General features: G+C 60.8%; 18 protein-coding genes. 15 read left to right on the top strand and 3 right to left on the bottom strand.

Annotated features, from left to right (window positions below; all coding sequences use genetic code 11):
- Positions 1-35: 35 nt before the first annotated feature.
- Positions 36-905, top strand: coding sequence for a shikimate dehydrogenase (locus MRBLRC7O_RS21790; protein ID WP_135521769.1), 870 nt, complete (start codon positions 36-38; stop codon positions 903-905).
- The gene (aroQ, locus tag MRBLRC7O_RS21785; protein ID WP_367727620.1) at positions 902-1,345 is read left to right on the top strand and encodes a type II 3-dehydroquinate dehydratase; all 444 of its coding nucleotides are present in this window, start codon (positions 902-904) and stop codon (positions 1,343-1,345) included. The genes MRBLRC7O_RS21790 and aroQ overlap by 4 nt, the downstream gene beginning before the upstream one ends.
- Here the strand turns inward: aroQ and MRBLRC7O_RS21780 are convergent.
- Positions 1,317-2,012: a TetR/AcrR family transcriptional regulator gene (locus MRBLRC7O_RS21780; RefSeq protein ID WP_367727619.1), complete on the bottom strand. Its 696-nt coding sequence runs from the start codon at positions 2,010-2,012 to the stop codon at positions 1,317-1,319. The genes aroQ and MRBLRC7O_RS21780 overlap by 29 nt on opposite strands.
- A gap of 119 nt (positions 2,013-2,131) precedes the next feature.
- Between MRBLRC7O_RS21780 and MRBLRC7O_RS21775 the strand changes: the two genes are divergently transcribed.
- Entirely contained in the window at positions 2,132-4,033 is a 1,902-nt protein-coding gene (locus tag MRBLRC7O_RS21775) for a bifunctional sugar phosphate isomerase/epimerase/4-hydroxyphenylpyruvate dioxygenase family protein (protein ID WP_080865047.1), read from the top strand.
- A gap of 62 nt (positions 4,034-4,095) precedes the next feature.
- On the opposite strand, the gene MRBLRC7O_RS21770 is transcribed toward MRBLRC7O_RS21775, so the two are convergent.
- Positions 4,096-4,398, bottom strand: coding sequence for a putative quinol monooxygenase (locus MRBLRC7O_RS21770; protein WP_111791398.1), 303 nt, complete (start codon positions 4,396-4,398; stop codon positions 4,096-4,098).
- A 327-nt stretch (positions 4,399-4,725) separates the two neighbouring features.
- Between MRBLRC7O_RS21770 and MRBLRC7O_RS21765 the strand changes: the two genes are divergently transcribed.
- The 6 genes from MRBLRC7O_RS21765 to MRBLRC7O_RS21740 all read left to right on the top strand — a co-directional run bounded on the left by MRBLRC7O_RS21765 (position 4,726) and on the right by MRBLRC7O_RS21740 (position 12,005).
- The gene (locus tag MRBLRC7O_RS21765; protein WP_162993086.1) at positions 4,726-4,863 is read left to right on the top strand and encodes a hypothetical protein; all 138 of its coding nucleotides are present in this window, start codon (positions 4,726-4,728) and stop codon (positions 4,861-4,863) included.
- Positions 4,864-5,001: 138 nt separating this feature from the next.
- Entirely contained in the window at positions 5,002-6,822 is a 1,821-nt protein-coding gene (locus MRBLRC7O_RS21760) for an ABC transporter ATP-binding protein (RefSeq protein ID WP_111835005.1), read from the top strand.
- A gap of 41 nt (positions 6,823-6,863) precedes the next feature.
- Entirely contained in the window at positions 6,864-8,399 is a 1,536-nt protein-coding gene (locus MRBLRC7O_RS21755) for an ABC transporter substrate-binding protein (protein ID WP_367727618.1), read from the top strand.
- An 88-nt stretch (positions 8,400-8,487) separates the two neighbouring features.
- On the top strand, positions 8,488-9,411 hold the full coding sequence (locus MRBLRC7O_RS21750; RefSeq protein WP_003505487.1) for an ABC transporter permease: 924 nt from the start codon (positions 8,488-8,490) through the stop codon (positions 9,409-9,411).
- Positions 9,412-9,417: 6 nt separating this feature from the next.
- Complete coding sequence (locus MRBLRC7O_RS21745; protein ID WP_112539310.1) at positions 9,418-10,266, top strand: ABC transporter permease; 849 nt, start codon at positions 9,418-9,420, stop codon at positions 10,264-10,266.
- A 5-nt stretch (positions 10,267-10,271) separates the two neighbouring features.
- Positions 10,272-12,005: a M14 family metallopeptidase gene (locus MRBLRC7O_RS21740; protein ID WP_367727617.1), complete on the top strand. Its 1,734-nt coding sequence runs from the start codon at positions 10,272-10,274 to the stop codon at positions 12,003-12,005.
- Between the two features lie 27 nt (positions 12,006-12,032).
- On the opposite strand, the gene MRBLRC7O_RS21735 is transcribed toward MRBLRC7O_RS21740, so the two are convergent.
- Complete coding sequence (locus tag MRBLRC7O_RS21735; protein ID WP_112539306.1) at positions 12,033-12,404, bottom strand: hypothetical protein; 372 nt, start codon at positions 12,402-12,404, stop codon at positions 12,033-12,035.
- A 377-nt stretch (positions 12,405-12,781) separates the two neighbouring features.
- Between MRBLRC7O_RS21735 and MRBLRC7O_RS21730 the strand changes: the two genes are divergently transcribed.
- From MRBLRC7O_RS21730 to MRBLRC7O_RS21705, 6 genes are all read left to right on the top strand, one after another.
- The gene (locus MRBLRC7O_RS21730) at positions 12,782-13,954 is read left to right on the top strand and encodes an ABC transporter substrate-binding protein (RefSeq protein ID WP_060727298.1); all 1,173 of its coding nucleotides are present in this window, start codon (positions 12,782-12,784) and stop codon (positions 13,952-13,954) included.
- 88 nt (positions 13,955-14,042) lie between these two features.
- Positions 14,043-14,906, top strand: coding sequence for a branched-chain amino acid ABC transporter permease (locus MRBLRC7O_RS21725; RefSeq protein ID WP_087746786.1), 864 nt, complete (start codon positions 14,043-14,045; stop codon positions 14,904-14,906).
- A 1-nt stretch (position 14,907) separates the two neighbouring features.
- Positions 14,908-15,915 (top strand): branched-chain amino acid ABC transporter permease, encoded by a 1,008-nt coding sequence (locus tag MRBLRC7O_RS21720; protein ID WP_111791786.1) that lies wholly within the window; start codon positions 14,908-14,910, stop codon positions 15,913-15,915.
- A complete protein-coding gene (locus MRBLRC7O_RS21715) occupies positions 15,912-16,676 on the top strand; it encodes an ABC transporter ATP-binding protein (RefSeq protein WP_367727616.1) in 765 nt (254 codons plus the stop codon). Before MRBLRC7O_RS21720 ends, MRBLRC7O_RS21715 begins: the two co-directional genes overlap by 4 nt.
- On the top strand, positions 16,657-17,373 hold the full coding sequence (locus MRBLRC7O_RS21710) for an ABC transporter ATP-binding protein (protein WP_111791785.1): 717 nt from the start codon (positions 16,657-16,659) through the stop codon (positions 17,371-17,373). Before MRBLRC7O_RS21715 ends, MRBLRC7O_RS21710 begins: the two co-directional genes overlap by 20 nt.
- Positions 17,374-17,626: 253 nt before the next feature.
- Positions 17,627-18,442: a MurR/RpiR family transcriptional regulator gene (locus tag MRBLRC7O_RS21705; protein ID WP_003505477.1), complete on the top strand. Its 816-nt coding sequence runs from the start codon at positions 17,627-17,629 to the stop codon at positions 18,440-18,442.
- Positions 18,443-18,596 lie beyond the last annotated feature (154 nt).

The following is an 18,596-nucleotide window of genomic DNA, read 5'->3' as shown; positions in this document are numbered from 1 at the left end:
CCTCTCCCACACCGTCCGATGAGCGACACGTGATCATGACAGAGAAAACATCCTTCAAGGTCGGCCTGATAGGCGCCGATATACAACTTTCCAAATCGCCCGCGCTGCACATGCGCGAAGGGGCGGCCCATGGTCTCGACTATTCCTACGAGCTTGTCGATGTCACCGCCCGCAAACTGCCGGCCAGCGCCCTTCCCGACCTGCTGGACGAGCTGGAGGCGTGCGGTTTTGCCGGCACCAACATCACCCATCCCTTCAAGCAGGCCGTCATACCGCATCTGCACGAACTGTCGGACGATGCCCGCATGCTGGGCGCGGTCAACACCGTCGTCTTTAAGGATGGACGCCGCATCGGCCACAATACCGACTGGTACGGCTTTTACGAAAGCTTCGTTCGCGGCCTGCCGGATGCCAAGCGTGACCGGGCGCTTCTGGTCGGCGCCGGTGGCGCGGGTGTGGCGGTCGCCCATGCCGCGTTGAAGCTCGATATTATCAGTCTCGACATTTTCGACCGGGATTTCCCGCGGGCGCAACAACTGGCCCGGGAGCTCAATGCCCGTTTCGGCGAGGGCCGCGCGCATGCCGTGAACGATCCCGCCGCCTCGCTGCCCTTTGCCGATGGCCTGATTCACGCCACGCCTATGGGCATGCCCGCCCATCCCGGCATGCCGGTCGCGGCCGATCTCATCGAACAGCGGCACTGGGTGGCCGATATAGTCTATATGCCGCTCGTCACCGAGCTGCTGGCGACGGCGGCGAAAAAGGGCTGTCGCACCCTGCCCGGCGGCGGCATGACGGTGTTTCAGGCCGTCGGTGCGTTCCGCCTCTTCTGCGGCCGCGAACCGGATGCCGGGCGCATGACCGCGCATTTCACCGAGCTTTGCATGGCGGAGGGCGTAGCATGAGCCTTTTCACCATCCTCAACGGCCCAAACCTCAATCTGCTCGGCCAGCGCCAGCCGGAAATCTACGGCTACGAGACGCTCGCGGATATCGAGGCCAACTGCCGCAGTATCGCCGAAGCCGCCGGTCACACGCTGTTTTTTGCCCAGAGCAATCGGGAATATGAGCTGATCGACTGGATTCATGAAGCCCGCGGCAAGTCCGCGGGCATTGTCATCAATCCCGGGGCCTTCACCCACACTTCGGTGGCCATCCTCGATGCGCTCAATGCCTTTGAGGGGCCGGTGATCGAGGTTCACATTTCCAACATCCACAAACGCGAGGTCTTCCGGCACCATTCCTATATCTCGACCCGCGCCGAAGGCGTGATCGCCGGTCTCGGCATCGAAGGTTATGACGTGGCGCTGCGCCACCTCATCGGCAGTCTTTCGCATCCGTCGTGATATGGCCGGGCGTCAGCACATAACGCAACACCATGTCGCTGACATGCCGCGACAATGTCTCCTGACCCTTGTCCGTATAAAGGCTGTCGCCGAAGATGAACGAGAAGGTCGCGACGTTCGACACGTTGAAAAAGGACAGCGCGCTGATCTGCCAGTGCAGTTCCAGCGCATCGATGCCCTCACGAAAGATGCCGCGCTTCTGGCCGCGCAGCAGCACGCCTTCCAGCGCGACGATGGCCGGGCGGTTCAACTGGCGGATCGTTTCGGAAGACTGCATGTGCCGGCCGTGATGGATGTTCTCGATCATCACCATGCGGATGAAGGCCGGATTACGCCTGTGGTGATCGAAGGTGAACCGACAGAGCTTGTCGAGCGCCGCCGCCGGCTCCAGATCGTCCAGCTCCAGATCGCTTTCGCCGCCGCGCACCTTGGCATAAGCCTCCTCCAGCACGCGCTGGTAAAGGCTCTCCTTGTCGCTGAAATAATAATAGATCATGCGCTTGGAGGTTCGCGTGCGGGCCGCGATCTCGTCAATGCGCGCGCCCGACAGGCCGTTTTGCGAAAACTCTTCCATCGCGACCGAAAGAATGTCCCGGCGCACCCCTTCCGGGTCACGCTTCGCCTGCCGGGTATCGCGGGCGCCGCTCAAGGTCGTGCTTTTGCTCATGCTTCATTCCCTGGACGGGGCTGCCATCCGGCGGCGTCCCCTTTATTAACCAATTAGTACATAAGGCTGAAAAGGAAGGCAATATGGCGAGCTATGACACAACAGGACACGGCATGCCAATGCGCACATCCATCGCAACCGTGTCGATCAGCGGAGAGTTCCCGGAAAAACTGGCGGCCATCGCCAAGGCGGGCTTTTCCGGCGTGGAAATTTTCGAAAATGATTTCCTGACCTATGACGCCTCGCCGCGCGAGGTGAAGGCGCTGGCCGCCGATCATGGTCTGGATATCACCCTTTTCCAGCCTTTCCGCGATTTCGAGGGCATGCCGGAACCACACCGCGCCCGCGCCTTCGAGAGAGCACAGCGCAAGTTCGATATCATGGGCGAACTCGGCACCGATCTGATGCTGATCTGCTCGAATGTCTCGCCGGTCTCGCTCGGCGGCATCGACCGCGCCGCCGCCGATTTCCATCAACTGGGGGAGCTTGCGGCGAAACACGGCGTGCGCGTCGGTTACGAGGCGCTGGCCTGGGGCCGCCATATCAGCGATCACCGCGATGCCTGGGAAGTGGTGCGCCGCGCCGACCACGCCAATGTCGGCATCATCCTCGACAGTTTCCATACGCTGTCGCGCAAGATCGACCCGAATTCGATCCGCTCCATTCCCGGCGACAAGATATTCATCGTGCAGCTGGCCGATGCGCCGCTGATCGACATGGACCTGCTCTATTGGAGCCGCCATTTCCGCAACATGCCGGGCGAAGGCGACCTGCCGGTCGTGGACTTCATGCGCGCCGTCGCCGCAACCGGCTATAGCGGCCCGCTGTCGCTCGAAATCTTCAACGACCAGTTCCGCGGCGGCTCCGCGCGCCTGCTCGCCGAAGACGGTCACCGCTCGCTCATCAACCTCATGGATCAGGTGCGGCGTCTCGAACCCGATATCCGCATCGATGTGCCCGCCATGCCGGAACGGGTTGAGACGCAAGGCGTGGAATTCGTGGAATTCACCACCGCGCCGGAAGAAAAGGCCAATCTGGAGGCTCTGCTTGCCACGCTTGGTTTTGAGAAAACCGCACGGCATCGCAACCGCAGTGTCGATCTTTATACGCAGGGTGACATCCGCATCGTCATCAATACCAGCGATGACGGCGACAGTTTCGCCGGTGCGTCCTATTCCATCCACGGCACCAATGCCTATGCCTTCGGCCTGAAGGTGGATGATGCCGGGGCGGCGCTTGCCCGGGCCGAAGCGCTCGGCGCACCCACCTTCGCCGAGCCGCGCAAATCAGGCGAAGTCGCCGTTCCCGCCATTCAGGGTGTGGGCAACGGCGTCATCTATTTCCTTGATGCTTCGCCGGCGCTCGCCTCCATCTGGGGCAAGGAATTCGTCTCCACGGGCATCCCGGAAGGGGAAAGCGATGCCGGATTAACGCGCATCGATCATCTCGCGCAAACAACGCATTATGATGAGATGCTGACCTGGCTTCTGTTTTACACCTCGCTGTTTTCCACCCGCCGCACGCCGATGGTCGATGTGGTCGATCCGGGCGGGCTGGTACGCAGCCAGGCCATCGAAAGCGTTCCCTCGCCGCATTTCCGCCTGACCATGAACGGTGCGGATAATCGCAAGACCTTCGCCGGCAAATTTCTGGCCGAAGGTTTCGGCACCAGTATCCAGCACATCGCCTTCGCCACCGACGATATTTTCGCGACGGCCAAGGCGATGCAGGCGCGCGGTTTCCACGCCCTGCCGATCTCACGCAATTATTACGACGATCTGGAAGCCCGTTTCGGGCTGGAGCCGGAGTTTTCCGATGCGCTCAGGGCGGCAAGCATTCTTTATGACCGCGACGACAATGGCGAATATTTCCAGATCTACAGCCGCACCTTCGGCGAGGGTTTCTTCTTCGAAATCATCGAAAGGCGCGGGGCCTATGGCGGTTATGGCGCGATGAACGCGCCCTTCCGTATTGCCGCACAACGACGGCTTGCCCCGCCGGTCGGCATGCCGAAGGAATAAGTCCCGGCGCAGAATCGGAACAGGCCGCAGCCGGCAGGAATGCCGCTGCGGCCTGTTTTCATTCACGCCAATGTCGTTATCTCGTAGTCGCGTGGAATGGCGGAAGTCATTGTGAACCACTCCGACGCCCGCGTCCGCTGCTGATGAAAATCGAAGGCGGCACGATCGGCAAAAAGCTCCTCCACCTCCCAGATCAAGGGATCGTCCGTCTCGGACACGTCGAAGGAGATACAGCCGGGTTCCGCTCTGGTCAGGCGAAGATGTTCGGGAAGATGGCGCCGGACAAGTTCGACATCATCCGTGGACAAACACCGTAGAAAACCCCTCAGCCTGACTGCGCCTGCCTTGTTGTTCACGCCCGGCATTTCATTCTCCGTTGCTCTTCATCCATTTTGTCAGCGGCGGCCGGCTCGTCACGATCGGCCGGGACGGCGCGCGAATACCGCCACACTCCCCAGCTTTGCAAGCTCACTATAGGTTTATCCGCCTGACTGCGCCTGGCCACACGGTTTTTAACGACAATTATCCTGGAATACACGCATCATTGCGAAGCATTCTTCAGGAACCCGCGCTCAAAATCGATGCAGCTGCGCATTTGTAGAGCAGTACACAAAAATTGTTCAACACTCTGGACATGATTGTTCGGTTTTGTTAGCTTTTTCGGCAAAACAAGGGTGGGGAATTTAAGTTTCATGCGCATCGTCGAATCTGCGGCCGACGCCAATCATCCGGCCGGTACTGATGAGGTTGCCTTCGGCGCTTCGGTGACATCGAATGTGCCGCGTCTGCGGGCGACGGCCTATGTGCATTCCGCCGACAAAACGGCCTGAAGACATGCAGCTCCTCGCGACATCCCCGTCCTTGCCCATGGCGTCGTCCAGCACCCGCCTGCCCGAGACATTTTACCCTTCCCCATTTTCAGATGGCCGCGCCAGCTTTGCCGCGTGCGCCACGCCGGAGACGCTGACATGACTGCCGCACACGCAAACGCCCTCCTCTCGGTCGAAGGCCTGAGCGTCGAGTTCGGCAATAGCCGCGTCGTGGACGATATCTCCTTCAGCGTGAAGCCCGGCCGCACGGTCGCGGTCGTCGGCGAATCCGGATCGGGAAAATCGGTCACATCGCTGTCCACCATGCGCCTTGCGGACATGATGGGCGCGACCTACCCCACCGGCAAAATCCTGTTTGAAGGCAAGGACTTGCTGAAGGCTTCGCAGAAAGAGATGCGCTCGATCCGCGGCAAGGAGATCGCCATGATCTTCCAGGAGCCGATGACCTCGCTCAATCCTGTCTTCACCATTGGCGACCAGATCTGCGAAGTGCTTGTCCTGCATGAGAAGATGGGCAAGCAGGCGGCGATGGCGCAGGCGCAGGAACTCCTCGAAATGGTGCGCCTGCCCGACGCGGCCGAACTTCTGAAACGTTATCCGCACCAGCTTTCCGGCGGCATGCGCCAGCGCGTGATGATCGCCATGGCGCTCGCCTGCCGGCCGAAGCTTCTGATCGCCGACGAGCCGACCACGGCGCTTGACGTCACCATTCAGGCGCAGATCCTCAACATCATGCGCGACCTGCAGAAAAAGCTCGGCATGGGCATGGTCTTCATCACCCATGATATGGGCGTGGTGGCGGAAATGGCCGACGACGTCGTCGTCATGTGGAAAGGCAAGAAGGTCGAGGAAGGTCCTGTAAAAGATATCTTCGCCAATCCGCAGCATCCTTACACGCGCGCCCTGCTTTCCGCCGTTCCGCGCCTCGGCAGCATGGAAGGCGAGGAGTTTCCAAAGCGCCTGCCCCTCACGGTGCTGCAGGACGGCCAGCCGATCGTGGTTGGTGAGGAGCGCGTGCAAAACACCGCGAAATACGACGCCAAGCCGCTGCTGTCGGTCAAGGACCTGTTTGTCCGTTTCGATATCCGCAAGAACCTGTTCGGCAAGGCGACCCACCGTTGCAGCGCCGTACAGAAGGTGAGCTTTGATATTCATGCCGGCGAAACGCTGGCGCTGGTCGGCGAATCCGGGTCGGGCAAATCCACCATCGGCCGCACCATCCAGCAGCTGCAATCGGCGGTGTCAGGCGAAATATCCTTCAACGGCCGCAGCTATTCGCAGATGTCGGCGGCGGAGCGCTTCCGCATGCGGCAGGAAGTGCAATATATCTTCCAGGACCCCTTCGCCTCGCTCGATCCACGCAAGACGGTCGGTTTTTCGATTGCCGAGCCGATCAACACCCATGGTTTGATCAATGATCAGAAGGCCGTAAGGCGGCGTGTGGATGAATTGCTGGAGCGTGTGGGCCTGAGCTCCGAGCACGCATCGCGTTATCCCCACGAGTTTTCCGGCGGTCAGCGCCAGCGTGTCTGTATTGCCCGTGCGCTGGCTTCCGATCCGAAGCTCATCATCGCCGACGAGGCGCTGTCGGCGCTCGACGTCTCCATTCAGGCGCAGATCATCAATCTGTTCATGGACCTGCAGGCCGAACGCGGCCTCGCCTATCTCTTCATCAGCCATGACATGGCTGTCGTGGAAAAGATGAGCCACCGCGTCGCCGTGCTTTATCTCGGCCAGATCATGGAAATGGGCAGCCGCCGGCAGGTGTTCGAAACGCCGACGCATGATTATACCCGCCGCCTGCTGTCGGCCGTGCCGGTCGCCGATCCGACCATCGAGCGCCGCATCGCCATGATCGAGGGCGAAATCCCCAATCCCGTGCGCCGTGTCGGCGACGAGCCGGCCATTCTCGCCCATGAGGAAATCAATCCGGGCCACTTCATCGCGAAGAGCGCCTGAATAACAACCAGAACCACAACCATCTGAAGAGGAACAGGTAGATGACAATAATCAAGAAGGGGATGACGACAACGTTCGTCGCGCTTGCCATGGCCGCCACGGCCTTCACCGCCGCACCGGCTCTTGCCGCCGGCAAGATGACCATTTCCAGCCCGCAGGATCCGGGCAGCTGGGATCCGATCGACACCTTCCTCGTGCAGTGGGCGGCTGTCGCCACCAACATCTTCGACGGCCTGACCTATCGCGGCCCGGATCTGAAGGTTGTGCCCGGCCTTGCCGAATCCTGGGAAGAGCTGGATGAAGGCAAGCGCATCCGCTTCAAACTGCGCCAGAACGTCAAGTTCCACAATGGCGAGCCCTTCAACGCCGCCGCCGTCAAGTTCACCTTCGAGCGCCTTCTCGGCGAACAGGGCGCCAAGGGCCCGCAGCGCTCCAACTATGTCGCCATCGAAAGCGTCGACGTCATCGACGACTACACCGTCGACATGAAGCTCAAGGCGCCCGATCCGGTGCTTCTGACCAAGCTTGCCGGTTATGGCGGCATGATCGTTCCGCCTGAATACATCAAGGAAAAGGGCGAGGATAATTTCAACCTCAACCCAGTCGGCACCGGTGCGTTCAAATTCGTTTCCTACGCACCGAAGACCAACATCAAGCTGGAAGCCAACCCGGATTACTGGGGCGGCGCGCCAAAGCTTTCCGAACTGGAATACCGCTTCATCGCCGAGCCGGCGACCGCCGTTGCCGAGTTGCAGGCCGGCCGCGTCGATCTCGTCATTCCGCCCACCATCCCGATCGGCATGATCCCGGTTATCGAGGGCGATTCCAAGCTTGAGATCGTCAGCGTGCCTGGCCCGACGGTCGATGCGCTGCGTTTCAACACCCGTGACGGCATCACCGCCGATCCGAAGGTGCGCAAGGCCATCATCATGGCCGTCGACCGCGGCACCATCGTCAAGTCGATCCTTGCCGGTCAGGCCTCGGAGATCGCAAGCTTCCAGAGCGCGCTGTCCTTCGGTTACGACGCCGATCTGAAACCGCTGCCTTACGATCCCGAAGGAGCAAAGAAGCTGCTCGCGGAAGCCGGCGTCAAGCCGGGTGCGGCGCTGCAGATCGATATCCGCGGCAATGACGCGACGATGAACGAAGTGGCGCAGGTCATTTCCAGCTATCTCTCCATGGTCGGCATCACCGCCACCATCAAGCCCTATGAAACCAACGTTCTCCTGAACGACATCATCCCGCAGGGCAAGACCGGCGCGATGTTCCAGCAGAAATGGGGCGGTTGGACCTTCGATTACGACAACACGGCCTATTCCATGTATCACTCGGGTGAAAAGTGGAACCCTTACGACAAGGACGAAAAGCTGGACAAGCTGCTGGAATCCCAGCGTCCGCTGACCGACCGTGCCGAGCGCGAAAAAATCCTCAAGGAAATCGGCAGCTATACCTCCGAACGCGCGCTGGAAATCCCGCTTTACAACACCAATGCCATTTACGGCATCAACAAGCGGGTCAAGGGTTTCGTCGCGCCGCCGGATAACCGCCTGAAGCTTACCGACGTGACAGTCGAATAAGCGGGTTGATCCTCTGACACGCCGCCTTGTCCGCCTCTCGCGGGCAAGGCGGGATTTCTCTTCCCCGTTTCCTCGCAAGGTAAAAAACGTGGCCGGTTTCCTCATCAAGCGATTGCTGCAGGCGATTTTTGTCGTCATAGCCATCACCCTTCTCGTTTCTTTCGCCATCCGCCTGACGGGCGATCCGGCTGTCACCATGTTCCAGGGCGGCGGCAGCATGACGGAAGACGATCTGGCGCGCATCCGCGCGGCGCTGGGCACCGACCGGCCGTTCTTCGTGCAATATTTCAGCTTCCTGAAGGGCCTTGTGACGCTGGATTTCGGCCGCAGCTTCACCGGCAGCACACCGGTCTCACGCCTCATCGCCGATGCCCTGCCCGCGACGCTGCTGCTCGCCTTCATCTCCATGGCGGTGTCGATTGCGCTTTCCATCCCGCTCGGCATCAAGGCCGCGACCTCGCGCGGCAAGACGGCCGATCAGGTAATCCGCATCTTTTCGCTCGTCGGCCTGTCCTTCCCGAATTTCTGGCTCGCCACCATGCTGGTGCTCTTGTTCTCCATCACGCTCGGCTGGCTGCCGCCCAGCGGCATGGGCGGTTTTGCCAGCTACATCATGCCGTCAGTCACCATGGGCGTGATCCTGACAGCCACCAATGTGCGTCTGGTGCGCACGGCCATGCTCGATACGCTGCGCTCGCAATATGTCATGGTGGCGCGCGCCAAGGGCCTGAGCGAAAGCAAGGTTCTCTACAAACACGCGCTGCGCAACTGCGCCATTCCGCTCATCACCTATTTCGGCCTGCAATTCGGCGGACTGCTCGGCGGTATCGTCGTCATTGAGCGTGTCTTCAACTGGCCGGGCCTCGGCACGCTCGCCTTCGATGCGGTGGGCGCGCGCGATTATCCCGTGCTTCAGGCCGTCATCACCGTGCTGTCGCTGATGATCGTCGGCATCAACCTTCTGGTCGATATCGCCTATGGGCTTGTCGATCCGCGCATTCGCACGGAGTAAGTGACGATGGCTGCCAAAACCTCGCGCCTGTCGCGCTTCACCAATCTCGAATTCGTTCTCGGCGCGTTCCTCACCACCGTCATCTGCCTTGCGGTCGTTTTTTCCGACGTGCTGTTTCCCGGCGGCGCGGACAAGATCGACCTGATGGCGCGCCTTGCCAAGCCCTTCGCCAATGCCGCCCATCCGCTCGGCACCGATCCGCTCGGGCGTGACGTGCTCGCCCGCGTCGTCGCCGGCGGCAAGATTTCGCTGCTTGTCGGTTTCACCTCGGTCATCGGCGCGGTCATCTTCGGCGTCGCGGTCGGCCTGGTGGCCGGATATTATCGCGGTTTCTGGGACATGCTGGTCATGCGCTTTGCCGATATCCAGCTCGCCATGCCTTTCATTCTGCTTGCCATCACCTTCATCGCCATTGTCGGCGGCAGCCTCACCAACACCATCATCCTGCTGATCGTGTCTCAATGGGTGCAATATGCCCGTCTCGTACGCGGCTCAGTGCTGACGCTACGGGAACGGGAATTCATCCTGTCCGCCCGCGCCATCGGCGTGAAGGACTGGCGCATCATTCTCCAGCACCTTCTGCCGAACCTCATCGGCCCGGTCATCGTGCTGATGACGCTCAATGTCGCCAACAATATCCTGCTGGAAAGCAGCCTCACCTTCCTCGGCCTCGGCGTTGATCCGACCATTCCGAGCTGGGGCGGCATGCTGGCGGATGGACGGACATATTTGCAGACGGCATGGTGGGTCAGCGTTTTCCCCGGCCTTGCCATTCTGCTCACCGTGCTTGGCCTCAACCTTCTTGGCGACTGGCTGCGCGACAGCCTCGACCCCACCGGCAGAACCTCGAGGTAACAGCGATGAGCCAGATTTTCGACCAGACCTTCGAACGCACTCTGGATGCGCTTCTCGCCAATGCCGAGCCCGGCCAGTCCTTCGAGGCATGGACCTTCGATGACGCCAAAAGCCGCCGCGACGCCGAAAACAGGCTGAAGAAAAAGGGGGTCAGCGCCCGCATCCGCAGCGCCTACAAGCCGCTCCTCTTCACCTTTCTGGAAGAGATCAATCTGGATGGCGTCGACACCATCGAGGTGCGTTACCCGGTGCACGCAAATGCACCCGCCAACCGCTTCCGGCTGGAAGCCTATCCGCTGGCGGCTCTGGTGGGCGATGCGAAGATCGATTTCATCGGCCGCGAGGACGACGCCTTCCACTACGACGTTACGCTGAGCCGCAACGGCAAGAAGGAAACCCTGAAGGTTCTCGCCCCAAACCGGGTTCACGCCGATATCGTCGGCGAAACCAATGTCTCGCCCACCGGCTGGTTCCGGCTTGCGGGCGATGCTGCGGGCGAGCGGCTGGAGACGGACTACGAGCGGTTGTTCGAAGCGGCGATCGATGCCGTCGCCAGCCACGGCTGGGGCGATGAAGAACCCTATTTCGAAGAGCTGAACATCCGCGTCGCACACCCGGCCGAAGATCTGCCCCTCTCCGTCGGCGATGAGGTCATCAGCCTGCGTGAAGCGCTGCATGAGGATTTCTATTTCTCGCTGCTGGAATTCTTCCAGAAGAAGTCCGGCCGGACGCTGGGTGACCGGGGCCTGAAGCCCGGCCAGATCGTGCCGGAAATCGTGAAAAGCCAGGGCGAAGTCTCCGTCCGCATCGAGACCCGCGCGCTGACCACCGCCTTTCTCGATGGTGGCGAGCAGCGGATCGATACGGCCCGCGAACCGGTCGCGGCAGGCCAGCTGGCGGCGCTGCTGGCGGATATCGGCGGCGAGGCCTTCGAGGCCCGCTCCCGCTCCGGTCGCATTCTTGCCGCCCGTTATCTCGCCGGCAGCGATGCCGCCGTGATGATCAGCGGCGGTCAGCACCCCAACGAGACGACAGGCATCGTTGGCGCCATCCGCGCCGCCCGCAGGCTTGCAGAGCGTAAGGGCGCGCATTTCACCATTTCGCCGCTGGAAAATCCTGACGGTTACGCGCTGCACCAGCGGTTGCGCGTCGATAATCCCCGCCATATGCACCATGCGGCGCGTTACACGGCGCTTGGCGACGATCTCGAATATCGCACGCAGGAAAATTCCGGCAGGCATATCAACGAGAAGGAAATCCGCTTCAAGGCGCAGGAGATGAGCGGCGCCAGCCTGCATGTGAACCTGCACGGTTATCCCTCGCATGAATGGACCCGGCCACTATCAGGTTATGTACCGCGCAATTTCGCCATGTGGACGCTGCCGAAGGGCTTTTTCCTCATCATCCGCCACCATGCGGACTGGGAAAGCCAGGCCGAAGCCCTGCTCGACCGGGTGACCCGCCATCTTGGCGCCATTCCCGGCCTGCTCGATTACAACAACCGCCGGATCGCACTTTACGGGACCCATGCCGGCGAAACCGGTTTCCGCATCATCAACGGCTTCCCGTGCCTGTCCTCGATCGACGACCGCCACACCGTGCCGATGACGCTGATCACCGAATATCCCGATGAAACGATCTATGGCGACGATTTCATCACCGGCCACACGGCGCAGATGGAAACGGTTCTTTCCGCCTATGAGGCATGGCAGGAGATTCTCGTCGGGGAAGTGGCCTGATATTGCAGGCCGCCCTCGATGGGCGGCCTATTTTCCCACCGTGCCGGCGAGTTTTTGGTCCCGCTGCTTCTGCAAAAGCCTCTTGCCCTTGCTCAGAATATGCAAATTAGCGGCGTCAAGCTTGTTGTACCCGGCCTGAATAATATCGAGATCGGCAACGTGACCGATTGCTGCCAGTTCATGCATTACGTCGCCAATAGCGACATCGACACTCGGCTTTTGCAGGTTGACCACATCCTCCACCGCAGCGTGCATGCCTTGCGCGTCTCCGCCCATGACGTGATACAGCGTCAGCGCCTTGCGAAGAAATACTTCGCGGCGCTCGATCTTATTGTTGAGTATACTTTCGCCAACGCGATCTCGCATCAACTCAACAACTCTATTTTGATATTCGCCCATCAGACACCAAATAAAGTTCACAATATGCTTCGCGAGGCTACAAACAATCCCCTTAGAACTGGTTAAGGCACGAGGCTTGCGCGGGTATGACCGTTATTTTCGAAACATGTTACAAAAGCTGGTTTTCATGAGGAAGCATTTCGATACCACCTGCCGCGAAAACACCGGTCATGATGGCTGGGGCGGCGCTATACATTGAGAATCACGGGATGATCACTATTGTGCGATCTCGCATGAGACAAACCCTGCGGGACGGGTATTGATAACCGTCAGGTTATTTATCACCCCCCTTATTTCATTTTACTTTGGCCACCGCACTCATCAATCTGGCAGCCTGGATCGGTGGATGGGAGCCACGGATCAATTGGGAGGAATTCATGAAATTACGGATCACCGCCGCCATCGCGGCCATTTGTTTTAGTTCCGTTGCCTATGCCGATACGATCAAGGTGGGCGTGGTCGGTCCGTTCTCCGGCCCCTTCGCGCTGCAGGGCAAGAACTTCAAGGCCGGCATAGACGCCTGGTTTGCGCTTCACGGCAACAAGATCGGCAACGACACGGTCGAAGTCGTTTATCGCGACGTGCCGCAGGCCGATCCGGCGCAGTCCAAGGCGCTGGCGCAGGAACTGGTGGTCAAGGAAGGCGTGCAATATCTCGCCGGCTTCTATTTCACCCCCGACGCCATGGCGGTTACGCCGCTTCTGAAGCAGGGCAATGTGCCGATGGTCATCATGAACGCCGCGACATCGGCCATCGTGACCAAGAGCCCCTATGTGGTGCGCACCTCATTCACCACCTGGCAGACCTCCACCCCCATCGCCAAGGTGGCCTTTGATGGCGGCGTGAAGAAGGTCATTTCGCTGGTCAGCGATTACGGCCCGGGCGTCGATGCGGAAAATGCCTTCAAGGCCGCCTTTACGGCCGCCGGCGGCGAAGTGGTGGAAACCATCCGCATGCCGCTTTCCACCAATGATTTCAGCCCGATCATGCAGCGCGTGAAGGATTCCGGCGCTCAGGGCGTCTTCGCCTTCCTGCCGTCGGGCCCGACGACGCTCGGCTTCGTCAAGGCCTTCAACGATAACGGCCTGAAATCTTCAGGCGTCAAGCTCTTCGCACCGGGTGATCTGACGCAGGAATCCGACCTGCCGGCGCTTGGCGAAGCCGCACTCGGCATGCAGACGACCTTCCATTACGCCGTCTCGCATGATTCGCCTGAGAACAAGACCTTCGTGGAAGCCGCCACCAAGGCGATCGGCAATCCGAAGGAACTGTCCTTCCCTTCCGTCGGCGCCTTTGACGGCATGTATGTCATCAGCAAGATGATCGAGGCCACCGGCGGCAAGCAGGATGCGGAAAAGGCAGTGGACGCGGTGAAGGGTCTTTCCTGGACAAGCCCGCGCGGCCCTGTCAGCATCGATCCGGAAAGCCGCCACATCACGCAGAACATCTATCTGCGCGAAGTGGCCAAGGCCGATGACGGCGCCTATTACAACAAGGAAGTCCAGACCTTCGAAAAGCAGGGCGATCCGGGCCTCGCCGCCGCGAAGTAAACGACAGCTTTGACGACGTTGTCGGGCCGCCAGTAGCGGCCCGTCTCCGGCCCGGATGGGCATTGCAGCACCGGGAGGGTTTTTCAGCATGCAGACGGTCTTCAGCATCCTCATCGATGCGCTTGCCTATGGCATGGTCCTGTTCATCATCTCCATCGGCCTTTCGGTCACGATGGGGCTGATGCGGGTGGTCAATCTGGCGCATGGCGCCTTCGCCATGATCGGCGGTTATCTCGCCTCTTATGCCGCCCACGGCCTCGGTCTCGGTTACGCCGTGGCGATCATCGTCGCCATTGTCGGCACCATCGTCATCGCCATTCCGCTCGAACGTTTCCTCTATCGCCGCATCTATGGCGCACCGGAGCTGACACAGGTGCTGATGACCATCGGCATCACCTTCTGCATCATCGGCATCGCCAATTTCGTCTTCGGCCCAACGCTGAAGACCATTCCGCTGCCGCAGCAGCTGGCTGGCCCCACCGATCTCGGCTTCCGCACCATCGCCACGCATCGCATCTTCGCCATTGCCTGTGGGCTGGCCGTGGCCGGCGCATTGTGGTTCACCTTCGAAAAAACGGCCTTCGGCATCAAGCTGCGCGCGGCCGTCGACAATGCCGCCATGGCGGCCGCACTCGGCGTGCGCACCGAAATCATCTATGCCGTCAGCTTCGCCATCGCCGTCGGCCTTGCCGCCATGGGCGGCGTCATCGGCGCGGAACTTTTGCCGGTCGAACCCTATTATGCGCTGCGCTACATGGTCACCTTCCTGGTGGTGGTTTCGGTTGGCGGCGCAGGCTCCATTCCCGGCGCGCTGATCGCCTGTCTGCTGCTCGGCGCGATCGACACGACCGGGCGGTATCTTGCCCCCGAATATGGCGAATTCTTCTTTTATCTGGCGGTCATCGTGATCATCACGCTGTTCCCGCGCGGCCTTCTCGGAAGGGCGAAATGAGATGGCGGTGCTCATGAACGACGTGACTGAAACGGCAGAAATCCCGAAGACGCGTTCGCCGCTGCGCGCGCTCGCAGGGCCGCTCCTCATCATCGCCGCCGCTGTCGCCGGTTATTACCTGTTTCCGGATAATCTGGCGCTGCTCACCCGCATCATCGCCATCGCGCTGCTGGTGCTGTCGATCGATCTCGTCACCGGTTATTGCGGCGTCGCGACACTTGGCCATGCCGCACTCTTCGGCGCGGGCGCCTATGCCGCCGGCATTGCCGCGGCCCATTTCGAGATCACCGATCCGCTGCTGATGACCGCCATCGGCGCGGCGGCGGGCGGTGTGGCCGGGCTGGTCTCCGGCACCGTTCTGCTGCGCGCCCACGGCCTGCCGCAGCTCGTTCTCTCCATCGCCGTCATCCACCTGTTCCACGAGGCCGCCAACAAGGCCTCCGGCTGGACCGGCGGCAGCGACGGGCTATCGGGCGTCTCCCCCGACGCCCTGTTCGGCACTTTCGAATTCGATCTTTTCGGCCGCACCGCCTATATCTATGGCGTCTGTCTGCTGCTTCTCGTCTTCCTCGCCCTTAAGGTGGTGGTCAATTCGCCCTTCGGCATGTTGTGCCGCGGCGTCAAGCAGGACAGCACTCGCATCCAGGCCATGGGCGGTTCGGTCAACGGCACTATTTTGAAGATGTTTGTCATATCAGGCATCGTGGCCGGTATTGGCGGCGCGCTGAACGCCATCTCCACCCAGGTCGTCGGTCTCGACAGCCTCAGCTTTACGCTCTCTGCCGAAGGGCTGGTCATGCTGGTGCTCGGCGGCGCGGGCGCGCTCTACGGCGCGCTGATCGGCACCGTCACCTTCATGTGGTTCGAGGACGTGGTTTCCGCCGCCAACCCGTTCCACTGGCTCACCATTGTCGGCCTGCTGCTGATCGCCGTCGTGCTTTTTGCGCCGCGAGGGCTTTATGGCGCGGGTGAGCAGATCATCACGCGCATCCGCGGAGGCCGCAAATGAGCGCCATTTTCGAAGTCTCCGGCCTGCAGAAGAATTTCGGCGGCCTCGTCGTTACCAATAATGTGTCGCTGTCGCTTTCGCCGGGAGACCGCACGGTGCTGATCGGCCCCAATGGCGCCGGCAAGACAACCTTCGTCAATCTCGTCACCGGCAACCTCAAGCCCTCGGCGGGCACAGTACGCATCGCCGGTGAGGACGTGACAGGCCTCAGTTCCAGCCAGCGGGTAAAGCGCGGCCTCGTCCGTTCGTTCCAGGTCACCCGGCTGTTTCAGAACATGACGCCGGAGGAACATGTGGCCCTCGCTATTCTCCAGCGTGAAGGCAAGACGGGCCGGATTTTCGGCCGATACCGCGCCATGCCCTCGGTGATGAGCGAAGCACGCGACATTCTCGGCACGCTGGGTCTGCTTGGCCTTGCCGAAACCCGGGTGCGCGAAATCGCCTATGGCCAGCAGCGGCTGATCGAGATCGCGCTCGCCATGGCGCTCCGCCCGAAAATCCTGCTGCTGGACGAACCGGCCGCCGGTGTGCCTTCCACGGAGACGGCGCGGATCGAACAGGCGCTCGACCGGCTGCCGGCCGATCTCGCCATATTGATGATCGAACACGACATGGATCTGGTCTTCCGTTTTGCCAAACGTGTGGTGGTGCTCGCCGCAGGCGCAGTCATCTTCGACGGTTCGCCGGATGAAGTGACCAGCAATGCGCAAGTCCGCCAAGCCTATCTGGGAAGTTACGCCGATGCCCGCAGCGCCGCTTGAAATCACCAATCTCACCGCCGGTTACGGCCCGACAAGGGTCATCGAGGGCCTGTCGCTTTCCGTGCCATCGGGCTCGCGTTTCGCCGTGCTCGGCCGCAACGGCGTCGGCAAGACCAGCCTCTTCGCCACACTGGCCGGCCAGACGAAACGCTTCGCCGGCGATATCCGCCTCGGCGGACAGGATATCGCCACCCTGTCGAGTGCCGCCCGCGCCAAAGCCGGTCTCGGTTACGTGCCGCAGACCCGCGATGTCTTCCCCACACTGACCGTTGAGGAAAACCTCTTCGTCGGCCTCAAGGGCAGGCCGAAATCGGCCATCGAGGAAGCCTACACGCTGTTTCCGCGCCTGAAGGAACGGCGCCGCAATCTCGGCTCGCAGCTCTCCGGCGGCGAACAGCAGATGCTTTCCACCGCCCGCACCATTCTCGGCCAGCCGCGCGTGCTGCTGCTCGACGAACCGCTCGAAGGCCTCGCCCCCGTCATCTGCGAAGAACTGATGGCGGCCTTCTCCAAGCTCGCCCAATCCGGCGAAATGACCATTCTTCTTGTCGAACAGCGCATCCAGATGGCCATCGACTTCGCCGACCACGCCATCATCATGGAACGCGGCCGCATCGTCTGGGAAGGGCCATCAAGCGATCTTGCGGAGAACCCTGGTATTATCGATACGCACCTTGGGGTTGGCGGGCTGCACTGAGTCCCCCTCACCACCCTCATTCCTGTGCTTGTCACAGGAATCCTTCCAGCCCAAGTCCTTGGCCTGGAAGGACTCTCTCGCCGCGCGGACGCGCGGCGGCTGGATCCCTGTGACGAGCACAGGGATGAGGAGAGTATGCTGCCCATTCCTGCCCCAAATCCCGTCCATCACTCATACCTTAAAAAACCCAATGGAATAAAAATTCCATTGCAGTTAAAGTGCACACGATTTCAGTCTGCATGAGGGAATGACAATGACGGCAATCGAGGCGCCAGACTCCGTAAAGGCTTTTGAGGAGCGGCTGCTCCAGGTCGCGGAGGGTTTGCCGAAACGATTGCGGCAATGCGCCGATTATGTCGCTTCCAATCAGGATCGCATCGCCGTTTCCACCGTTGCCGAAATGGCCGAAGGCGCCGGCGTACAGCCTTCAGCCTTCATGCGCTTCTGCCAGATCATGGGTTTTTCCGGTTTTTCGGAAATGCAGCGCCTGTTCCGTGATTCCTATGTCGGCGGCTGGCCGGATTATGCCACGCGGCTCGACCATCTGCGTGAAAAGGGTGATGAAAGCGCCTCCGGCCTGCTTGCGGAATTCGTGGAGGCCGGCCGTTCTTCTTTGGAAATGCTGCTGAAATCGGTCGATACGCGGCAGCTTGACGAGGCGGTTGCAGCACTGGCAAAGGCGCGTACCGTGCATATCATCGGTTTGCGGCGCTCTTTCCCCATCGCCAGCTATCTGGCCTATGCCTTCGAGAAGATGAAGGTGCCGGCGGTTCTGCACAGCGCCGTCGGCGGGCTTGGCAATATCAGCGCAATTTCCCGCGACGACGCCCTGATCGCGATCACCTTTTCCCCCTATTCCGCGGAAACGCTGGAACTGGCGGAGAACGCCCGCGCCAACGGCATTCCGGTTGTGGCGCTTTCCGATTCCGCCGTCAATCCGCTCCGGAAGTCGGGCGCAACGCTGCTGACCGTCACGGAGATCGATTTCGGCGCGTTCCGCTCGCTTTCCGCCACGCTCTGTCTCGCCATCACGCTGGCGGTTGCTGTGGGAACACGCAAGACGGCCTGAATATTTTTATTGAAAACGGAAAAAATAGAATTTATGATCCAAATCCATGAAACGGGCGTTCCATAATCGTCCGTCTCGTGACGGGATATGTGAGCGGAGGAGGCTCACCGAAACGGGATGGAGATAGGTGGCGGCATGATTGCCTGATCCGCCC

The organism is Agrobacterium radiobacter, assembly GCF_040801995.1.
Lineage (GTDB): Bacteria > Pseudomonadota > Alphaproteobacteria > Rhizobiales > Rhizobiaceae > Agrobacterium > Agrobacterium radiobacter.
This window is presented reverse-complemented; position numbering and strand designations above follow the sequence as displayed.